Here is an 18,948-nt window from a genome sequence, read left to right as displayed (position 1 = left end):
ATGTCTGAGCTGCCTTCGCCGCCACCGGATCCCGACGGACCGCACGGCATAGCCCCCTGGCCGGACCGGGGCTCCCTGCTCGACGAGCGGCGCCGGGTCCTCGACGAGCTGACGCGCCGGTCGGTCGGCCCGTTCCGGCTCCTCGGACTGGTCCTGGTGGTCCTCGCGTTCGAACTGGGCTGGGGGCTGGTCGGCGTCGGGCTGATGTCCCTGGACGACACCATCGACGGGTTCAACCTGGTCTTCGCCGGATTCGTCGGCCTGGTCGGAGTGGTGATCCTGGTCCCCGCGCTGGCCGTGGCGGTGTCCGAGGCCCGCGAGGCCCGTGCCGTACGGGCGCTGCTGCGCGCCTGGACCGCGCTCGACCGCGACCCCCGGGGGGACGCGCGGTACGGCCGGGGATGGCTGAACGCCGCCTGGCTGATGGTGTCGTTGGGGTTCGTCGTGGCCGGTCTCGCGGCCTGCGCCGGGCTCCCGGACTCCCTGGAGGACGGCGGGGGCCGCACCCCCCACAGCACCCTGGTGTACGTGATGGGCGCGGGCATCGCCCCGGTCGTCGCGGGCCTCGCGGGCCTGGTGAACGCGGTCGCCCACCTCCACTGGCTGGCCGGGCTCCTGAACCCGGTCCCGGCCGCCCGCCGCCCCGGTGGCGCCCACCGCTGACGGGCCCGCCCCGTTCGGCTTTCGGGGGCATGCCCCGCCCGGGAGCGGGACGCCCGGCCCGCGACGGGCCGCCGGGCACGAGCCGCCCCGCCCCGGGCGTACGGCGCTACCTCTCCCGGGGGACGAGGTGCCCCGCGAGGCGCTGTCCCGCCCCCGGGCGTACGGGCGCTACCGCCCGGACCCGGCTCCCGCCGGCCGGCCGATCAGCATCGACGGCGCGCCGTCGACCCTGGTCAGAAAGACCGTCGCCGCGTTCGGACCCTGCGGCTTCACCTTCCGCCGCACCTCCTCCGGCTCCACCGCCGACCCTCGCTTCTTCACCGTCAGCGACCCCACCCCGCGCTCCCGCAGCAGCGCCTTCAGCTTCTTCAGGCTGAACGGGAGCACATCGGTGATCTCGTACGCCGTGGCCGACGGCAGCGGGCGCAGTTCGTCCGCCGTCACATAGGCGATCGTCGCGTCGATCAGACCGCCGCCCGCGACCCCGGCCGCGACCTCGGCGACCAGATGCGCGCGGATGACCGCCCCGTCCGGCTCGTACAGATAGCGGCCGACGGGACGGACCTGCGGATCCGGCAGCCCCCGCCCGACGAGGGTGTACGAGGCCGACGGCCCGGAGCCCGTGCCCGGGCCGGACAGCAGGGTCGCGGCGACCCGGCCCGGCGCCGGATCCTCGGTCCCCCGCCACAGGACCGCCTCCTTGACCTCGCCCTCGTACGAGATCCACTCCGCCGCGAAGTCCCCGGGGATCAGCTCGTGCGGAACCCCCGGCGCGATCTTGAGCGCGGCGACCGGCCGGCTCCGGGCCGCTTCGATCGCCCAGGACAGCGGTGGTGAGTACGCCTCCGGGTCGAAGATCCGGCCCCGGCCGCCGCGCCGCGCGGGGTCGGTGAACACCGCGTCGTACGCCGAGACGTCGACCTCCGTGACGTCCGCGCAGCGCACCTCGACCAGTTCGCCGAGGCCGAGGGCGTCGGCGTTGGCGCGGACGGTGGCGGCCGTCAGCGGATCGCGGTCGACGGCCAGTACCCGGATGCCCGCCCGGGCCAGCGCGATCGCGTCACCGCCGATACCGCTGCACAGATCCGCGGTGCTGCGGACGCCGAGGGCCGCCAGCCGGGCGGCGCGATGGGCCGCGACGGGCGCGCGGGTGGCCTGCTCGACACCGTTCGGGGTGAAGAACATGCGGTAGGCGTCCGCCGCGCCGAATTTGGCCACCGCCCGCTGCCGGAGCCTGGCCTGTCCGAGCGCGGCCGACACCCGGTCCGCCGGATGGTCGCGGCGCAGCCTGGTCGCCAGGGCCAGCTCCCGGGCGGGGTCGTAGTCGCGCAGTTCGTCGAGGAGGGCCCGGCCCTCGGGGGACAGGAGGCCGGCGAGGGGTTCGGGGAGCGGGATGGCGGCGTCGTTCACCCGGCCATTCTCGGCCAGGTGCGGGCCGTGGCTGGGCCAGGTGGGTCACGGACCGGCGGTGACGGCGGTGTCGTACGGATCCTGCGGGGGGTCTGCTGTCAGGATTCAGCGCCATGCGGCTAGTACGACAAAACGGAAAGATGGGTGCAATGGGTTCGGATGGGTGGGGGGCGGCCGGGCGCCGCCCGAGGGCCCGCGGGGCGCTGCGGGGGCGTGTGGTCGCCGCCGCGCTGCTGGCCGGTGTACTCGGCTCCGGCTGTACCGTCCCCGGGCCCGGGGAGCACGGCGGCGCCCAGCCCCACCCCGGGGCTCAGGCGGAGGCGTCCCAGCTCGAACGGGCCGAGAAGGACGCCCACCGGTCCGGGCCCGCCGGTTCGCGCGCCGCCTATGTGGACCAGGTCGAGAAGGTGCAGAAGGCCAGGGCGGCCGCGATCGGCAGATGGGGCCTGGACAAGGTCCCCCTGCCCGCCCCCCAGCCGCCCGCCGCCAAACCCTTCCTCAACACCCGCAAGGGCTTCGAGGTCGAAGGCGGGGCGGCCCTCCCGCCGGTCTTCACCACCGTCCCGGTGAAGGAGAAGGTCGTCTTCCTGACGGTCGACGACGGAGCCGAGAAGGACCCCGACTTCATCCGGATGATGAGCGAACTGAAGATCCCGTACAGCGCCTTCCTCAGCGACTACGTGATCAACGACAACTACGGCTACTTCCGGCGTATGCAGGACGAGGGCGTCGCCCTCCACAACCACACCCTCAACCACCGCTATATGCCCGGACTCTCCTACGAGGCCCAGAAGAAGGAGATCTGCGGGCAGCAGGACAACCTCCGGCGGCTGTACGGGAAACGCCCGCCGCTCTTCCGGCCGCCCTACGGCAACTACAACGGCGACACCCTGCGCGCCGCCCAGGAGTGCGGGGTCAAGGCCGTACCGCTCTGGGCCGCCGAAGCCTTCCCCGACCATATGGAGTGGCGGGAATGGGACCGCGACCTCCACCCGGGCGACATCATCCTCACCCACTTCCGCGGCACCGGGGACTGGAAGGGCTCCATGCCCGATATGGTCCGCCAGGTCATGAAGACGGTCACCGACAAGGGATACGCCGTCGCCCGCCTAGAGGACTACGTGTGAGACCGGGCACGGCCGCACAGCTCGCGGCCGTGCTGGCCGCGGGGGCGCTGCTGGGCTGCTCCGGCTGCGCCTCCCCGGCCGTCGACCCCATCGAACGGCTGGGGAGGCGGGCGGTCCACTCCGGCGAGGCCCCGGCGGCGTCCCCGGCCCTGGCCCCCCGGACCTCCAAAGCGCCCGCGGGCCGGGCCCGTTCCGGACCGGAGCCCACGGCGGTACGGGGCAGAGCCCCCGCGACGGACCCCGCGGGCCGACCGGGCCCCGGGCCGCGGTCCGGAGACCCACGGGGCAGAGCCCCCGCGACGGACCCCGCGGGCCGACCCGGACCCGGGCCGCGGTCCGCGGAAGTACGGGGCGGGCCGGCGGTTCCGGCCGGGGGCCGCACGGGTGCCCGGGGCGCACCGGCGGAGCCCGGGGCGGTACGGAGCCGTGCTCCGCTCCGTACCCCCGCCTCCGGGCCCCCGGCCGCCCCCGCCTTCCATGCCCCCGCACTCGCCGAACCGGCCGGGCGCCTGCTGGACCGGCTCCACGGCACCCGCCGCCCCGCACCCCACCCGGGCGGCGCGCTGCGGGCACCCCGGGACCGGTAGCGCCCCCGAGGGCCGTACCGCCTTTTCCGGGACGCCCGGAAAAGGCGGGGAAAGCGGGGCGCGGAGCCCCTTCGCCCCCGCACGCCGATCCGCGACCGGTTCCGCCGACGGCGGACGCATTGGCACTCCGCTTGACCGAGTGCTAATCGCGGTCATAGTCTCGGGTCTGGCACTCCCCACTGGAGAGTGCCAACACAGCGACGGGCAGGTCCGGCACCCGCGACGACGGATCCACCTGGTCGCCACCTCAGACAGTTAACCCCGTGAGATCTCCGAAGGGGGAGGTCGGATCGTGACGACCGCCAGCTCCAAGGTTGCCATCAAGCCGCTTGAGGACCGCATTGTGGTCCAGCCGCTCGACGCCGAGCAGACCACGGCCTCCGGCCTGGTCATTCCGGACACCGCGAAGGAGAAGCCCCAGGAGGGCGCCGTCCTCGCGGTCGGCCCGGGTCGCTTCGAGAACGGCGAGCGCCTGCCGCTCGACGTCAAGGTCGGCGACGTCGTGCTCTACAGCAAGTACGGCGGCACCGAGGTGAAGTACAACGGCGACGAGTACCTCGTCCTCTCGGCCCGCGACGTGCTCGCGATCGTCGAGAAGTAAGCCGAGCAGTCTCCGCTTGTTCTTGATCTGCGCCCCTGGCACCCGCTGACTCTCACTAGCACGGGCGCTGGGGGCGCAGTTTTTCGCAGTACGTCTCAGAAGAGGACAGAAACGCTCCCATGGCGAAGATCCTGAAGTTCGACGAGGACGCCCGTCGCGCCCTTGAGCGCGGCGTCAACAAGCTTGCCGACACGGTCAAGGTGACGATCGGCCCCCGCGGCCGCAACGTCGTCATCGACAAGAAGTTCGGCGCCCCCACCATCACCAACGACGGTGTCACCATCGCGCGCGAGGTCGAGCTCGACGACCCGTACGAGAACCTCGGTGCCCAGCTCGTCAAGGAGGTGGCGACCAAGACCAACGACATCGCGGGTGACGGCACCACCACCGCGACCGTGCTGGCCCAGGCCCTCGTCCGCGAAGGCCTGCGCAACGTCGCCGCCGGCGCCTCCCCCGCCGCCCTGAAGAAGGGCATCGACGCCGCGGTCAAGGCCGTCTCCGACGACCTGCTCGCCACCGCCCGTCCCATCGAGGACAAGGCCGACATCGCCGCCGTCGCCGGGCTCTCCGCCCAGGACCCGCAGGTCGGCGAGCTCATCGGTGAGGCGATGGACAAGGTCGGCAAGGACGGTGTCATCACCGTCGAGGAGTCCAACACCTTCGGCCTGGAGCTGGACTTCACCGAGGGCATGGCCTTCGACAAGGGCTACCTCTCCCCCTACATGGTCTCCGACCAGGAGCGTATGGAGGCCGTCCTCGACGACCCGTACATCCTGATCAACCAGGGCAAGATCGGCTCCATCCAGGACCTGCTGCCGCTCCTGGAGAAGGTCATCCAGGCCGGCGGCTCCAAGCCGCTGCTGATCATCGCCGAGGACGTCGAGGGCGAGGCGCTCTCCACCCTCGTCGTCAACAAGATCCGCGGCACCTTCAACGCCGTCGCCGTGAAGGCCCCCGGCTTCGGCGACCGCCGCAAGGCGATGCTCCAGGACATGGCCACCCTCACCGGTGCCACCGTCGTCTCCGAAGAGGTCGGCCTCAAGCTCGACCAGGTCGGCCTCGACGTCCTCGGCACCGCCCGCCGCGTCACCGTCACCAAGGACGAGACCACCATCGTCGACGGCGGCGGCAGCAGCGACGAGGTCGCCGGCCGCGTCAACCAGATCAAGGCCGAGATCGACGCCACCGACTCCGACTGGGACCGCGAGAAGCTCCAGGAGCGCCTCGCCAAGCTCGCCGGCGGCGTCTGCGTGATCCGGGTCGGCGCCGCCACCGAGGTGGAGCTCAAGGAGAAGAAGCACCGCCTCGAGGACGCCATCTCCGCGACCCGCGCCGCGGTCGAGGAAGGCATCGTCTCCGGCGGAGGCTCCGCCCTCGTCCACGCCGCCAAGGTCCTCGAAGACAACCTCGGCAAGCAGGGCGACGAGGCCACCGGTGTCGCCGTGGTCCGCCGCGCCGTCGTCGAGCCGCTGCGCTGGATCGCCGAGAACGCCGGCCTGGAGGGCTACGTCATCACCTCCAAGGTCGCCGAACTCGACAAGGGCCAGGGCTTCAACGCCGCCACCGGCGAGTACGGCGACCTGGTGAAGGCCGGCGTCATCGACCCGGTCAAGGTCACCCGCTCCGCCCTGGAGAACGCCGCCTCCATCGCCTCCCTGCTCCTCACGACCGAAACCCTGGTCGTCGAGAAGAAGGAAGAGGAGCCGGCCGACGCGGGCCACGGCCACGGTCACTCGCACTGACCTTTTTGAAGGCTCCGCAGGTCCTTGAACGGGCCCGATCCGGTATCACCGGGTCGGGCCCGTTCCCGTTTCCCCGTTCCCGTTTCCCTGTTCCCGAGTTACGCGGAACGGGCCAGCGACTCCCTCGTCACCGGCTCCGCGAACGGCAGCCCGTTCGCGTACCGCTCCAGCTCGTCCAGCGCCAGCTCCGCCATCCGGTGCAACTCATTGCCCAGCGAACCCGCCAGATGCGGGGTCAGCAGCACATTCGGCAGCGAGTAGAGCGGAGAATCCCGCGGCGGTACCTCGGGCTCGGTCACGTCCAGCACCGCGTACAGCCGCCCCGACACCAGCTCCCGCACCAGCGCGGCCCCGTCCACCAGGGAACCCCGCGAGGTGTTGATCAGCGTGGCACCGTCCGGCAGCAGCCCCAGCCGGCGGGCATCCAGCAGATGACGGGTCTCCGGCAGCTGCGGCGCATGCACCGAAACGGTGTCGCTCCGGGCGCACAACTCGTCCAGACCCACCGGAATCGCCCCCGGCGGCGCGGGTGTGTACGGGTCGTACAGCAGCACATCCAGATCGAAGGACCGCAGCAGCTCGACCACCCGCCGGCCCGTCCGGGACGCGCCGACGATGCCGACCGTACGGCGGTGGTTGCCCAGCCCCGTCAGTTCGGCACCCCAGTCATGGGCGGCCCGCAGCTCCGCGTACCGCCGGGCCGACGAAAGGACCCGCTTCCCCGCGAACAGAATCGCCGCCAGCGTGTACTCCGCGACCGGGACCGCATTCGCCGATGCCGCCGACGACACCGCGACCCCCCGCTCCCAGCAGGCGTCCGTGAGGTGCTCCTTCACCGAACCCGCGGCATGCACCACCGCCCGCAGCGCGGGCGCCGCCGCCAGCGCGCCGGAGTCGAGAACCGGTGCGCCCCAGCAGGTCAGCAGCACCTCCGCGGCGGCGAGAGCATCCCGTACCGCCGGTGAGGGAGACCGCAGATCATGGGCGACCAGGCCCGGATCGGTGCGGGCCAGGGCCATGAGCCGGGCCGACTGCCGTGGAGTGAAGAGCCGGGCCGGGACCTCCGGCCGCATGGCCAGCAGCACCCGCGGCCCGGCCCCCGCCGTCCGGGGGCGTCCGCCGGTCCGCCGCGGGACCTCGCCGTACCCCGCACCGACCACGCCGACCGCCTCCCTGTCTCCCGCCGGGGCCCGCGGCCCGGCCGCGGCCCTACCGTGGCCCGTACTTCCGGCCGGTCCTCGACGACACACCGCCCAGCAGCCCGCGCGGCGCCAGCTTCACCACACCCATCAGCGCCTTGTACCGCGGATCCGGGATCGACACCGGCTTCCCACGCGCCAGATCGGCGAGGGCCGCCGACACCAGCTTGTCCGCGTCGAGCCACAGCCACCCCGGGATGTTCTCCGTCCCCATCCCCGCCCGCTCATGGAACTCGGTACGGACGAAACCGGGGCAGAGCGCCATCAGCCGTACGCCCGAACCCGCCAGGTCCCGCGCCACGCCCTGGGTGAACTGGACCACCCACGCCTTGGACGCACCATAGGTGCCCCGCGGTACAAAAGCCGCCACCGACGCCACATTGACCACACCGCCCCGGCCCCGCTCCCGCATCGGCTCCACCGCCGCCGACGTCAGCCGCAGCACCGCCTCGCAGTGCACCTTGAGCATCGTCAGCTCATCGGCCATGGAGACTTCGAGGAAGCGGCCCTTGTTGCCGAAGCCCGCGTTGTTGACCAGCAGATCCACCGCGTTCCTGCGGTCACCGAGCCGCCGCTCGACAGCCGCGATGCCGTCCTCCGTGGACAGATCGGCGGTCAGCACCTCCGCCTCGATGCCGTGCCGGTCGTGGAGTTCGGTGGCCTGGGCCCGGAGCCGTGCGGTATCGCGGGCCACCAGGACCAGATCATGTCCGTCGGCGGCGAGCCTGCGTGCGAACGCGGCGCCGATGCCGGCGGTCGCGCCCGTAATCAGTGCGGTCGTCATAAGCGGCACGTTAGTGCCCCGGACCGGTAGCCGCGTACGCCCGTCCCGGACTCAGCCCGCCGAGCGGACCGCGTCCCGCTTGCGCAGATACTCCTCGGCCTTCTCCACCAGCACCGGATTGAGCGCGTCCCCGGCCGCCAGCAGCGACGGCAGCAGCTCCCGTTCGGTGCTCGCCGCGCGGAACGCCATGCCCACCGTGACACCGTGGTCCGGGCGGTGGACTATCCCGACCGGATCGCCCGCCCGGATCTCCCCCGGCTCGACGACCTTCAGATAGGCACCGGGCTTCGCCCGCTGGGTGAACCGCTTCAGCCAGCCCTTCTCCGGCAGACCCAGCTCGCCCAGCCAGCCCGCGAAGGTACGGCAGGGGATCCGGCCGCTGGTCACCTCCAGCACCACCCGCTCACCGATCCGCCAGCGCTCACCGATCCGGGCGCCGCTGACGTCCAGACCGATCGTGGTGAGGTTCTCGCCGAACGAACCGTTGGCGATCGGCTGCCCCAGCTCCCGCTCCCAGAAATCGAGATCCTCGCGGGCGAAGGCGTACACCGCCTGATGGGTGCCGCCGTGATGGACGGTGTCGCGGACCAGGTCCCCGGCCACCCCGCTGCCGTTCTCCCCGGCGGGCGGCCCCGGATCCGCCACCAGGACCGGCCCCTCGACCGGCCGCTTGTCGATTCCGGTGACCCCGCCCGGGGTGTTCGTGTAGTCGACGCACTTGGGACGGCCCACATTCACGGTCAGCAGCTTCATGGACCAACGCTAAACCCTCGGCACCCCAAAGCTTCCAGCCATTTATTCTCTCCTGACCCAAGAGTCGCTTATATTCAAGGGGTGATCGAAGCCCGTCATCTCCGAGTCCTGCGCGCGGTGGCCACCACCGGCTCCTTCTCCGCGGCCGCCCGCGCCCTGGGCTGCACCCAGCCCGCGGTCAGCCAGCAGATGAAGGCGCTGGAGGCCTCGGCGGGCACCCCCCTGCTGATCCGGACCGGCCGTGAGATGCGGCTGACCCAGGCCGGTGAGGCGCTGGTCCGGCACGCCACCGGCATCCTCGCGGGGCTCACCGCCGCCGAAGAGGAGGTCGCCGCCATCGCCGGGCTGCGGGCCGGGCGGGTGCGGCTGGTCTCCTTCCCGAGCGGCAGCTCGACCCTGGTCCCCACCGCGCTGGCCGCGCTCCGGGCGGCCCACCCCGGCACCCGGGTCTCCCTCGTGGACGCCGAGCCGCCGCGCTCGGTCGAGATGCTGCGCGAGGGCGACTGCGATGTGGCACTGGCCTTCCGCTACGGGGACCGGGGCGCCGCCGCGGGGACCCCGGCGGGCACCGAAGCCCCCGCCGGGCCGGACGCCGAATGGGACGATCTGGTGGTCCGCCCCCTCCTCTCCGACCGGCTCGTCGGACTCGTCCCCGAAGGCCACCGTCTCGCCGGCGCCGGTACGGTCGCCATCGGCGACCTCGCCGACGACCCGTGGATCGCGGGCTGTCCCCGCTGCCGCCGCCAGCTCGTCGACGTCTGCGAGAGCGCCGGATTCACCCCCCGGATCGACTTCGCGACCGACGACTATCCGGCCGTCGCCGGACTGGTCGGCGCCGGACTGGGCGTCGCCGTCCTGCCCGAACTGGCCCTGGAGTCGGTACGGGCCAGGGGTGCCGTCACGGTCGCGCTCGCACCGCGGGTGGAACGGGAGATCGTCGCCCTCACCCTGCCCGACCTGTCACAGGTCCCCGCCGTCGCGGCCACCCTGGACCAGCTCACCCTGGCCGCCGCCCGCTGACCCGCCTGCCGGGCGCCTCCTGGGGCGGCGCGACCGGCCCACGGGCATACGAATGCCCGGAAAGAAACGTTTCTCCGGTGGTCGGGTGCGGTACGGATCAGTGCCGCGCCGTCGCCCCCTGCGCCCCGCCCGCGGTGCCCGCGCCGCTGGTCGCCGGGACCAGCCGGTGCCGCGCCCGCCCCATCAGCTCCTCGCGTTCGTCCTCGGTCAGCCCGCCCCAGACGCCGTACGGCTCCCGCACCGCCAGGGCGTGGGCCGCGCACTGCGCCCGCACCGGGCACCGCATGCACACCTCTTTCGCGGAATTCTCGCGAGCGCTCCGGGCGGCACCCCGCTCGCCCTCGGGGTGGAAGAACAGGGAGCTGTCCACCCCGCGGCAGGCGGCGAGGAGCTGCCAGTCCCACAAGTCGGCGTTCGGTCCGGGAAGGCGGGAGAAATCTGCCATGGCTTGCCCCTTGAATCCGTGCTCAGTGGGTCCGGTCAGGTCGTGCGGGTGAGCCGCTGTGCACGCGCCGCATCGAAGTCCGCACCATGTCTCACGACCGTACATCTACTATCTAAGTAGATGTAAATATGATTCATTGGGAATCTAGCCCCAGACACTATCTAAAGTGAAGAAAAAGCATCTAAATGGGGCATAGCTTTCAGGTAAACCCCGCCGCCGCACGGTCCCGCAGGGAGTGCCGAAGAGGTTCCGGGAACCCGTAACTCTTTCGAGTGACCGTCGTTGGTAGGTCGGAGGCGGTTGAAGAACGAGCGCTCGGGCGCATGTCCGAGAGCGTTCAACCGCACAGGTGACGATACGTACCAGCCTGGAGGCTCAAGGTGACGCGCTTTAGCTGCGAGCGCCACGGAGGTCAGTCATGACGTCCGTCCTCGTCTGCGACGACTCCCCGCTCGCCCGAGAGGCGCTCCGCCGCGCGGTGGCAACCGTGCCCGGCGTCGAGCGTGTGACGACCGCGGCCAACGGCGAGGAAGTCCTCCGCCGCTGGGGCGCGGACCGCTCGGACCTCATCCTGATGGATGTCCGAATGCCCGGTCTCGGCGGGGTCGAAACCGTCCGGCGGCTGCTTTCGGCCGATCCGGGCGCCCGGATCATCATGCTCACGGTCGCCGAGGATCTCGACGGGGTGGCCCTCGCGGTCGCCGCCGGCGCCCGCGGCTATCTGCACAAGGACGCCTCCCGCGCAGAGCTGCGCGCGACCGTCACCCAGGCACTGGCCGACCCGACCTGGCGGCTCGCCCCCCGGCGGCTGCGCTCGGCCGAGATGGGAGCCGCCCCCACCCTCACCGCGCGCGAGATCCAGGTGCTGGAAGGCATGAGCCACGGCCGGTCCAACGCCGAGATCGGCCGGGAGCTGTTCCTCTCCGAGGACACCGTCAAAACCCATGCCCGCAGGCTCTTCAAGAAGCTGGGCGCTTCGGACCGGGCGCACGCCGTCGCGCTCGGATTCCGCTGGGGTCTGGTCCGCTGAGCCCATGCCCCGCCCGGCAGGATCCGCAAGGGACGACCTAGCCGGGCACGGGTCCCGAGAGCATCGCGTACCCCGCTCGCCGTACGGTGGTGGGCGGGGAGACGGAGCGCAGTGGGCGCCGGTTTCCCGCGCGATGCCGCATCCTTGAGATGTGGAGTTCCTCGGGGAGTCGGTCGAGCGGAAGGGGAGGGCGGCGGTGATGAGTTCCGGCGTACCTGCTCATAACGCTTCGGTGCACAACATGGGGCGCGGTGCCACGGAAGAGCGGCCACCGAGGCACCATGGACCGATGCGTGACGACAGAAGCACGGTGATCGGTGCACTCGTCCATCGCGCCGTCGACGGCGACGAACGGGCCACGCACGATCTGCTCGCGCATGTCCACCCCCTCGCGCTGCGCTACTGCCGCACCCGGCTCAGCCGGCTGCCCGGTGACGCCCGCCACTTTGTGGAGGACCTCGCGCAGGAGGTCTGTGTCGCGGTGCTGATGGCGCTCCCGAAGTACCGGGACACCGGCCGGCCCTTCGAGGCCTTCGTCTTCGCCATCGCGTCCCACAAGGTCGCGGACCTCCAGCGGGCGGCCATGCGGCACCCCGGCTCGACGGCCGTGCCCTCCGACGAGATGCCGGAGCGGCCCGACGACTCCCTCGGCCCGGAGGAGCGGGCGCTGCTCAGCAGTGATGCCGAATGGGCGAAGAAGCTGCTGGCCAATCTGCCCGAGACCCAGCGGGAGCTGCTGGTGCTGCGGGTCGCCGTGGGGCTGACCGCCGAGGAGACCGGCCAGATGCTGGGCATGTCGCCCGGTGCCGTCCGGGTCGCCCAGCACCGCGCCCTCAGCAGACTGCGGGCCCTCGCCGAGCAGTAACCGTCCTCGTGTCCGCACCTCCGCCGGCGCCACCCGGATCCGGATGCGGTGCCGTGGTGCGTACGGCAGGGGTACGAGGCCCGAGGCCCGGCCCTACGCCGTCCGCGGGACGGCGTCCACTTATGCGTATGACATGTGGACCATCACACAAACCAGCCGGGTGATCTTGGTCGTGGAATGAGACGGCTCCGCGGGCCGTTAGCATGGACATCCGCACCGATCAAGGCCATTTGGGGAAGGTGTCATGACCAACGTCGACGGAGTGCCCGAGAAATTCGCGACACTCGGGCTGACCTACGACGATGTGCTGCTGCTGCCGGGTTCCTCCGATATGGCCCCCGACCAGATCGACACCTCCTCGTACATCTCCAGGAACGTCCGGGTGAACATCCCGCTGCTCTCCGCGGCGATGGACAAGGTCACCGAGTCCCGGATGGCCATCGCCATGGCCCGCCAGGGCGGCGTGGGCGTACTGCACCGCAATCTCTCCATCGCCGACCAGGCCAACCAGGTCGACCTGGTCAAGCGGTCCGAGTCCGGCATGGTCACCGACCCGATCACGGTGCATCCCGATGCCACGCTCGCCGAGGCCGACCAGCTCTGTGCCAAGTTCCGGATCAGCGGTGTCCCGGTCACCGACCGTGGCGGAAAGCTGCTCGGTATCGTCACCAACCGCGATATGGCCTTCGAGTCGGACCGCAGCCGCCAGGTGCGCGAGGTCATGACCCCGATGCCGCTGGTCACCGGCAAGGTCGGGATCTCCGGCGTCGACGCCATGGAGCTGCTGCGCCGCCACAAGATCGAGAAGCTGCCGCTGGTCGACGAGGCCGGCGTGCTCAAGGGCCTGATCACGGTCAAGGACTTCGTCAAGGCCGAGCAGTACCCCAACGCCGCGAAGGACGCGAACGGCCGGCTGCTCGTCGGCGCGGCCGTCGGTGTCGCCGGTGACGCCTTCGAGCGGGCCCAGGCGCTGATCGAGGCCGGCGTCGACTTCATCGTCGTCGACACCGCGCACGGCCACTCCCGGCTGGTCGGCGACATGATCGCCAAGATCAAGTCGAACTCCTCCGGTGTCGATGTCATCGGCGGCAACGTGGCCACCCGCGACGGCGCGAAGTCGCTGATCGACGCGGGCGCCGACGGTGTCAAGGTCGGTGTCGGACCGGGCTCCATCTGCACCACCCGGGTGGTCGCCGGTATCGGCGTCCCCCAGGTCACCGCGATCTACGAGGCCTCGCTGGCCGCCCGGGAGGCCGGGATCCCGGTCATCGGCGACGGCGGCCTCCAGTACTCCGGCGATATCGCCAAGGCCCTGGTCGCGGGCGCCGACACCGTGATGCTCGGCTCCCTGCTGGCCGGCTGCGAGGAGTCCCCGGGCGAGCTGCTGTTCATCAACGGCAAGCAGTTCAAGTCGTACCGCGGCATGGGGTCCCTGGGCGCCATGCAGTCCCGCGGCGAGCAGCGCTCCTTCTCCAAGGACCGCTACTTCCAGGAGGGCGTCGCCTCCGACGAGAAGCTGGTCCCCGAGGGCATCGAGGGACAGGTCCCGTACCGCGGTCCGCTCTCCGCCGTCGTCCACCAGCTGGTCGGCGGGCTGCGCCAGTCGATGTTCTACGTCGGCGGCAGCACGGTCCCCGAGCTCCAGTCCCGGGGCCGGTTCGTCCGGATCACCTCGGCGGGGCTCAAGGAGAGCCACCCGCACGACATCCAGATGACCGTCGAGGCGCCGAACTACAGCCGCAAGTAACCACCGCGCACCGGCACCCGGCCTCCGTGCCCCGTGGCGGCGTGCGGGCCGTCACGTCCGTGGAGGGGCGGTACGGGGCGTTCCCAGGAACGCCCTGGGCCGCCCCTCCGTCATGCGTCGGGGATACTGGTGGGTGCTGACACAGAGGGAAAGGTTCCGGACAAGGTGACTGAGATCGAGATCGGGCGCGGCAAGCGCGGACGTCGGGCGTACGCGTTCGATGACATCGCCGTCGTGCCGAGCCGGCGCACGCGGGACCCGAAGGAGGTCTCGATTGCCTGGCAGATCGACGCCTACCGCTTCGAGCTGCCCTTCCTCGCCGCTCCCATGGACTCCGTGGTCTCCCCGCAGACCGCGATCCGCATCGGTGAGCTGGGTGGCCTCGGCGTACTGAACCTCGAAGGACTGTGGACGCGGTACGAGGACCCGCAGCCGCTGCTCGACGAGATCGCCGAACTGCCCGAGGAGACCGCGACCCGCCGCCTCCAGGAGATCTACAGCGCCCCCATCAAGGAGGAGCTGATCGGTCTGCGGATCAAGGAGGTGCGCGACGCGGGCGTCGTCACGGCCGCCGCGCTCTCCCCGCAGCGGACCGCGCAGTTCTCCAAGGCGGTCGTCGACGCCGGCGTCGACCTCTTCGTCATCCGCGGCACCACGGTCTCCGCCGAGCACGTCTCCGGCGCCGCCGAGCCGCTGAACCTGAAGCAGTTCATCTACGAGCTGGACGTTCCCGTCATCGTCGGCGGCTGCGCCACCTACACGGCGGCCCTGCACCTGATGCGGACCGGCGCGGCCGGTGTCCTCGTCGGCTTCGGCGGCGGCGCCGCCCACACCACGCGCAACGTCCTCGGCATCCAGGTGCCCATGGCGACGGCCGTCGCCGATGTCGCCGCGGCCCGCCGCGACTACATGGACGAGTCCGGTGGCCGCTATGTGCACGTCATCGCCGACGGCGGTGTCGGCTGGTCCGGCGATCTGCCGAAGGCCATCGCCTGCGGTGCTGACTCCGTGATGATCGGCTCCCCGCTGGCCCGCGCCACGGACGCGCCCGGCCGGGGCCGCCACTGGGGCATGGAGGCGGCGCACGAGGACGTACCGCGCGGAAAGCTCGTGGACCTCGGCATCGTCGGCACCACCGAGGAGGTCCTCAGCGGCCCCTCGCACACGCCGGACGGTTCGATGAACTTCTTCGGCGCGCTGCGCCGGGCGATGGCCACGACGGGCTACAGCGAACTGAAGGAGTTCCAGCGCGTCGAGGTCACGATCGCGGACTCGCAGCACAAGCGCTGAGCTTCACCGGCGAAGGGCCCGGCAACCCCACGGGGAGTGCCGGGCCCTTCGGCGTGTCCGGGCGTTCGTTCGGTTCCGCAGGTCCGGCTGCTCCGGCGGATCGTCCCGCCTGATCACGACGGTAACAGCGGGCCGGCCGGACACCGGAGTGGGTTCCGCCCGGTTCGGGCGGTGCGTGGTGGGTCAGAGCCGGTGCGCGGCCCCGGCCGGGGTGGCGCCCCGGGTGTCGAGGAGGAGCTGTGCCTTCGCGGCCAGGCCCTGGAGGTCGTAGGTGTGGTGGTGCTGGAGGAGCACGGTGAGATCGGCGTCGCCGACGGCCTCGTAGAGCGCGTCGGCCCGGGGGACCGGAGTGCCTCGTACGCTCCAGGCCGGGACATACGGGTCGTGGTAGCCGACCGTCGCCCCCAGTTCCGCCAGTGTCTGGGCGATCTCGGCCGCGGGGCTGCCCTGGACATCGGCGATATCGGGTTTGTACGTGACGCCGAGCAGCAGCACCCGGGCGCCGCGCGCCGACTTTCCGTACTCGTTGAGGAGCGCGGCGCAGCGGCGCGTCACATAGCCCGGCATCCGGTCGTTGATCTCGCGGGCGAGACCGGTCAGCCGCAGCCCGGGGGCGGGGTCGGTGGCGCCGGCCGGCCCGGGGCGCAGCAGGTTGCCGGGGTCCGGCGGGGCGCCGTGGCCGCCGAAACCGGGCCCGGGGCGGAAGGCCAGAAAGCCGTACGGTTTGGTCTCGGCGCAGCGGATGGCGTCCCAGAGGTCGACGCCGAGGTCATGGCAGAGGACCGCCATTTCATTGACGAGGGCCGTGTTGACCAGGCGGAAGGTGGTCTCCAGCAGTTTTACGGTCTCCGCCTCGCGGGGGCCGCGGGCGCGGACGACCTTCTCGGTGAGCCGGCCGTAGAAGGCGGCTGCGGCCTCGGTGCAGGCGGGGGTGAGGCCGCCGATGACCTTGGGAGTGTTGGCGTAGTCGTGGGTACGGCTGCCGGGATCCACCCGTCCGGGCGAGTAGGCGAGATGGAAATCGCGGCCGGCCCGCAGCCCCGAGCCCGCTTCGAGGAGGGGGCGCAGAAATGTCTCGGTGGTACCGGGCCTGACGGTGGACTCCAGCACGACGGTGGTGTGGGGGCGGAGCCGGGCGGCGAGGGTGCGGGCGGCGTCGGCGAGGGTGCTGAGATCGGGGTCGCCGCCGGGGTCCAGAGGAGTGGGGACGCAGAGCACGACGGTGCGGACCCGGCCCAGTTCGGCGGGGTCGGTGACGGTTCTGAAGCCGCCCTTGACCATGCGGCGCACATCGGCGGGGGTGCGGCCGGCCGCGGGTTCGGCGAGCCGGCGGGGGTCGGGGTCGTAGCCGACGGTCGCGAGACCGGCGGCGACGGCGGCCTGGGCGAGCGGGAGCCCGTCGTGGCCGAGTCCGACGACGGCGAGATCTGCGGGCATGGTGTGGCCGTCCTTCCCGTAACCGGTGGGGAGTGTTCGCGCAAGCCGGGTGGGCGGAATGAGCGAGTGCAATGTCAGACTAGGCGTAAATATGACCGTTATGCCGGATTTTGTGGATGTGGGATACGGAGTGTTATCCACAGGCGGTGGCTGAAGTCGCGGAGTGCGGACAGAATCGTGGTGTGAGTCCGGCCGGATCATGGAGTGACGCAGGCCGGGGCCGGGTGCGGACCCGGCTGCGGTCCGGCGTGGCGGCGGCCGGGGCAGGGTGCGAACCGCCCGGAGGACGGTCCGGTACCGGCCGGGTCGCCGGGCGCGGCGCATGGGCGCGGTCTGCGCGGGCACGCGCAGACGAGGGCCCGCGCCGGTGCCGTCCGCGGTGTCGCCGTTCAGGCGCCGCCGCGGGGCGGGACCCCGGGCGGGACAGGACCCCGGCGGGGCAGACGGGGGCGACGGGAGGCACGCAGTGAAGACAGCGGCACTTGGACCCGAGGAGCGCGCCGAGGCGCTCGCCGCCATGGCGGAGCGGGAGCTGGACATCCTGGTCGTCGGCGCGGGTGTGGTCGGCGCGGGGACCGCCCTGGACGCGGTGACCAGAGGACTCTCCACCGGTCTCGTGGAGGCCCGTGACTGGGCCTCCGGCACATCGAGCCGGTCCAGCAAGCTCATCCACGGCGGGCTGCGCTATCTGGAGATGCTCGACTTCGCGCTGGTCCGCGAGGCGCTGAAGGAGCGCGGACTGCTGCTGGAGCGGCTGGCCCCCCATCTGGTGAAGCCGGTTCCGTTCCTCTATCCCCTCCAGCACAAGGCCTGGGAGCGGGTCTACGCGGGCGCGGGCGTCGCTCTGTACGACGCGATGTCGGTCTCCTCCGGCCACGGCCGGGGCCTGCCCGTGCACCGTCATCTCTCCCGGCGGCAGGCCCTGCGGGTGGCGCCCTGTCTGCGGAAGGACGCCCTTGTCGGCGCCCTCCAGTACTACGACGCCCAGATGGACGACGCCCGTTTCGTCGCCGCCCTGGTACGCACCGCCGCGACGTACGGCGCCAAGGCCGCAAGCCGGGCCCGGGTCATCGGTTTCCTGCGGGAGGGCGAGCGGGTCGTCGGCGCCCGCGTCCAGGATGTGGAGGGCGGCGGCGAGTACGAGATCAGGGCCCGTCAGATCGTCAATGCCACCGGGGTGTGGACGGACGACACCCAGGCGCTGATCGGGGAGCGCGGCCAGTTCCACGTCCGGGCCTCCAAGGGCATCCACCTCGTCGTCCCCAAGGACCGGATCCACTCCACGACCGGGCTGATCCTGCGGACCGAGAAGTCGGTGCTGTTCGTCATTCCCTGGGGCCGCCACTGGATCGTCGGGACCACGGACACCGGCTGGGACCTCGACAAGGCCCATCCGGCCGCCTCCAGCGCCGATATCGACTATCTGCTGGAGCATGTGAACTCCGTGCTGGCCGTCCCCCTCACCCGCGACGACGTCCAGGGCGTCTATGCGGGCCTGCGGCCGCTGCTGGCCGGGGAGTCGGACGCCACCAGCAAGCTCTCCCGGGAGCACACCGTGGCCCACCCCGTGCCCGGACTCGTGGTGGTGGCCGGCGGTAAGTACACGACGTACCGCGTCATGGCGAAGGATGCGGTCGACGAGGCGGTCCACGGCCTCGACCAGCGGGTCGCCGCCTGTGTCACGGAGGAGACACCGCTGGTCGGAGCCGAGGGCTACCCCGCCCTGTGGAACAAGCGCGCCCGGATCGCCGCGCGTACGGGCCTCCATGTCGTCAGGGTCGAGCATCTGCTCAACCGTTACGGTTCGCTGGCCGAGGAAGTCCTCGCCCTGATCGCCGACGACCCCGGTCTCGGGGAGCCGCTGGCCGCCGCGGACGACTATCTGCGCGCCGAGATCGTCTATGCCGCGTCCCACGAAGGGGCCCGCCATCTCGACGACGTCCTCACCCGCCGGACCCGGATCTCCATCGAGACTTTCGACCGGGGGACCCGCAGCGCCCGCGAGTGCGCGGAGTTGATGGCACCGGTGCTGGGCTGGGACGCCAAACAGATCGAAAAAGAGGTCGAGCATTACGAGAAGCGGGTCGAGGCCGAGCGGGAATCGCAGCGCCAGCCGGACGATCTGACGGCCGACGCGGCACGGCTGGGAGCGCCGGACATCGTTCCCCTCTGAACGGGCGCCGGAATTTCCCTCCGAGCGGGCGCCGGAATATTGCGGAATGCGCTCGACATCGTTTGCGGTGCCTGT

At 71.6% G+C, this 18,948-nt stretch carries 16 protein-coding genes; 10 read left to right on the top strand and 6 right to left on the bottom strand.

Features of this window, described 5'->3' with window-relative positions:
- Window positions 1-663 (top strand): hypothetical protein, encoded by a 663-nt coding sequence (locus tag ACIQ9E_RS17200; RefSeq protein WP_403707655.1) that lies wholly within the window; start codon window positions 1-3, stop codon window positions 661-663.
- A gap of 168 nt (window positions 664-831) precedes the next feature.
- Here ACIQ9E_RS17200 and ACIQ9E_RS17195 read toward each other — a convergent pair whose 3' ends face one another.
- Complete coding sequence (locus tag ACIQ9E_RS17195; protein WP_403708136.1) at window positions 832-2,091, bottom strand: SAM-dependent methyltransferase; 1,260 nt, start codon at window positions 2,089-2,091, stop codon at window positions 832-834.
- Between the two features lie 95 nt (window positions 2,092-2,186).
- Here ACIQ9E_RS17195 and ACIQ9E_RS17190 point away from each other — a divergent pair, with 95 nt between their 5' ends.
- From ACIQ9E_RS17190 to groL, 3 genes are all read left to right on the top strand, one after another.
- Window positions 2,187-3,200 carry a polysaccharide deacetylase family protein gene (locus ACIQ9E_RS17190; RefSeq protein ID WP_403707653.1) on the top strand — a complete coding sequence of 338 codons (1,014 nt, stop codon included), beginning with the start codon at window positions 2,187-2,189 and terminating at the stop codon, window positions 3,198-3,200.
- A gap of 879 nt (window positions 3,201-4,079) precedes the next feature.
- Window positions 4,080-4,388: a co-chaperone GroES gene (groES, locus tag ACIQ9E_RS17185; protein ID WP_006347174.1), complete on the top strand. Its 309-nt coding sequence runs from the start codon at window positions 4,080-4,082 to the stop codon at window positions 4,386-4,388.
- 119 nt (window positions 4,389-4,507) lie between these two features.
- Complete coding sequence (groL, locus tag ACIQ9E_RS17180; protein ID WP_403707651.1) at window positions 4,508-6,130, top strand: chaperonin GroEL; 1,623 nt, start codon at window positions 4,508-4,510, stop codon at window positions 6,128-6,130.
- A gap of 98 nt (window positions 6,131-6,228) precedes the next feature.
- Here the strand turns inward: groL and ACIQ9E_RS17175 are convergent, their stop codons facing one another.
- The 3 genes from ACIQ9E_RS17175 to ACIQ9E_RS17165 all read right to left on the bottom strand — a co-directional run bounded on the left by ACIQ9E_RS17175 (window position 6,229) and on the right by ACIQ9E_RS17165 (window position 8,866).
- Window positions 6,229-7,203, bottom strand: a complete 975-nt coding sequence (locus ACIQ9E_RS17175) for a hydroxyacid dehydrogenase (protein WP_403708133.1) — start codon at window positions 7,201-7,203, stop codon at window positions 6,229-6,231.
- 136 nt (window positions 7,204-7,339) lie between these two features.
- Window positions 7,340-8,113: an SDR family NAD(P)-dependent oxidoreductase gene (locus ACIQ9E_RS17170; RefSeq protein ID WP_403707648.1), complete on the bottom strand. Its 774-nt coding sequence runs from the start codon at window positions 8,111-8,113 to the stop codon at window positions 7,340-7,342.
- A 51-nt stretch (window positions 8,114-8,164) separates the two neighbouring features.
- Window positions 8,165-8,866 carry an MOSC domain-containing protein gene (locus ACIQ9E_RS17165; RefSeq protein ID WP_403707646.1) on the bottom strand — a complete coding sequence of 234 codons (702 nt, stop codon included), beginning with the start codon at window positions 8,864-8,866 and terminating at the stop codon, window positions 8,165-8,167.
- A gap of 81 nt (window positions 8,867-8,947) precedes the next feature.
- Between ACIQ9E_RS17165 and ACIQ9E_RS17160 the strand changes: the two genes are divergently transcribed.
- Window positions 8,948-9,886, top strand: a complete 939-nt coding sequence (locus tag ACIQ9E_RS17160) for a LysR family transcriptional regulator (protein ID WP_403707644.1) — start codon at window positions 8,948-8,950, stop codon at window positions 9,884-9,886.
- A 97-nt stretch (window positions 9,887-9,983) separates the two neighbouring features.
- Here ACIQ9E_RS17160 and ACIQ9E_RS17155 read toward each other — a convergent pair whose 3' ends face one another.
- Complete coding sequence (locus tag ACIQ9E_RS17155) at window positions 9,984-10,331, bottom strand: WhiB family transcriptional regulator (RefSeq protein WP_040914804.1); 348 nt, start codon at window positions 10,329-10,331, stop codon at window positions 9,984-9,986.
- Between the two features lie 418 nt (window positions 10,332-10,749).
- Between ACIQ9E_RS17155 and ACIQ9E_RS17150 the strand changes: the two genes are divergently transcribed.
- The 4 genes from ACIQ9E_RS17150 to ACIQ9E_RS17135 all read left to right on the top strand — a co-directional run bounded on the left by ACIQ9E_RS17150 (window position 10,750) and on the right by ACIQ9E_RS17135 (window position 15,263).
- Window positions 10,750-11,361, top strand: a complete 612-nt coding sequence (locus tag ACIQ9E_RS17150) for a response regulator transcription factor (RefSeq protein ID WP_003948568.1) — start codon at window positions 10,750-10,752, stop codon at window positions 11,359-11,361.
- A gap of 289 nt (window positions 11,362-11,650) precedes the next feature.
- Window positions 11,651-12,226: a sigma-70 family RNA polymerase sigma factor gene (locus ACIQ9E_RS17145; RefSeq protein WP_006347167.1), complete on the top strand. Its 576-nt coding sequence runs from the start codon at window positions 11,651-11,653 to the stop codon at window positions 12,224-12,226.
- 244 nt (window positions 12,227-12,470) lie between these two features.
- Window positions 12,471-13,973, top strand: coding sequence for an IMP dehydrogenase (guaB, locus tag ACIQ9E_RS17140; protein WP_366256902.1), 1,503 nt, complete (start codon window positions 12,471-12,473; stop codon window positions 13,971-13,973).
- 165 nt (window positions 13,974-14,138) lie between these two features.
- The gene (locus ACIQ9E_RS17135; RefSeq protein ID WP_006347165.1) at window positions 14,139-15,263 is read left to right on the top strand and encodes a GuaB3 family IMP dehydrogenase-related protein; all 1,125 of its coding nucleotides are present in this window, start codon (window positions 14,139-14,141) and stop codon (window positions 15,261-15,263) included.
- Window positions 15,264-15,446: 183 nt separating this feature from the next.
- On the opposite strand, the gene ACIQ9E_RS17130 is transcribed toward ACIQ9E_RS17135, so the two are convergent.
- Window positions 15,447-16,700 (bottom strand): nucleotide sugar dehydrogenase, encoded by a 1,254-nt coding sequence (locus tag ACIQ9E_RS17130; RefSeq protein WP_403707641.1) that lies wholly within the window; start codon window positions 16,698-16,700, stop codon window positions 15,447-15,449.
- A gap of 466 nt (window positions 16,701-17,166) precedes the next feature.
- Between ACIQ9E_RS17130 and ACIQ9E_RS17125 the strand changes: the two genes are divergently transcribed.
- Window positions 17,167-18,873 (top strand): glycerol-3-phosphate dehydrogenase/oxidase, encoded by a 1,707-nt coding sequence (locus ACIQ9E_RS17125; RefSeq protein ID WP_403707639.1) that lies wholly within the window; start codon window positions 17,167-17,169, stop codon window positions 18,871-18,873.
- Window positions 18,874-18,948: the final 75 nt, after the last annotated feature.

Origin of the sequence: Streptomyces sp. NPDC094448, assembly GCF_044763775.1 — a bacterium.
Lineage (GTDB): Bacteria > Actinomycetota > Actinomycetes > Streptomycetales > Streptomycetaceae > Streptomyces.
Note: the sequence above shows the minus strand (reverse complement) of the source record. Positions and strands in the feature narration are given on the sequence as shown.

Bases quoted from the DNA above. Each gene is read 5' to 3' on its own strand.
- ACIQ9E_RS17165 (WP_403707646.1), bottom strand. From the start codon at position 8,866: ATGAAGCTGCTGACCGTGAATGTGGGCCGTCCCAAGTGCGTCGACTAC.
- ACIQ9E_RS17145 (WP_006347167.1), top strand. From the start codon at position 11,651: ATGCGTGACGACAGAAGCACGGTGATCGGTGCACTCGTCCATCGCGCC.
- ACIQ9E_RS17170 (WP_403707648.1), bottom strand. From the start codon at position 8,113: ATGACGACCGCACTGATTACGGGCGCGACCGCCGGCATCGGCGCCGCG.
- guaB (WP_366256902.1), top strand. From the start codon at position 12,471: ATGACCAACGTCGACGGAGTGCCCGAGAAATTCGCGACACTCGGGCTG.
- ACIQ9E_RS17130 (WP_403707641.1), bottom strand. From the start codon at position 16,700: ATGCCCGCAGATCTCGCCGTCGTCGGACTCGGCCACGACGGGCTCCCG.
- ACIQ9E_RS17175 (WP_403708133.1), bottom strand. From the start codon at position 7,203: ATGCGGCCGGAGGTCCCGGCCCGGCTCTTCACTCCACGGCAGTCGGCC.
- ACIQ9E_RS17190 (WP_403707653.1), top strand. From the start codon at position 2,187: ATGCGGCTAGTACGACAAAACGGAAAGATGGGTGCAATGGGTTCGGAT.
- ACIQ9E_RS17150 (WP_003948568.1), top strand. From the start codon at position 10,750: ATGACGTCCGTCCTCGTCTGCGACGACTCCCCGCTCGCCCGAGAGGCG.
- ACIQ9E_RS17200 (WP_403707655.1), top strand. From the start codon at position 1: ATGTCTGAGCTGCCTTCGCCGCCACCGGATCCCGACGGACCGCACGGC.
- ACIQ9E_RS17155 (WP_040914804.1), bottom strand. From the start codon at position 10,331: ATGGCAGATTTCTCCCGCCTTCCCGGACCGAACGCCGACTTGTGGGAC.
- groL (WP_403707651.1), top strand. From the start codon at position 4,508: ATGGCGAAGATCCTGAAGTTCGACGAGGACGCCCGTCGCGCCCTTGAG.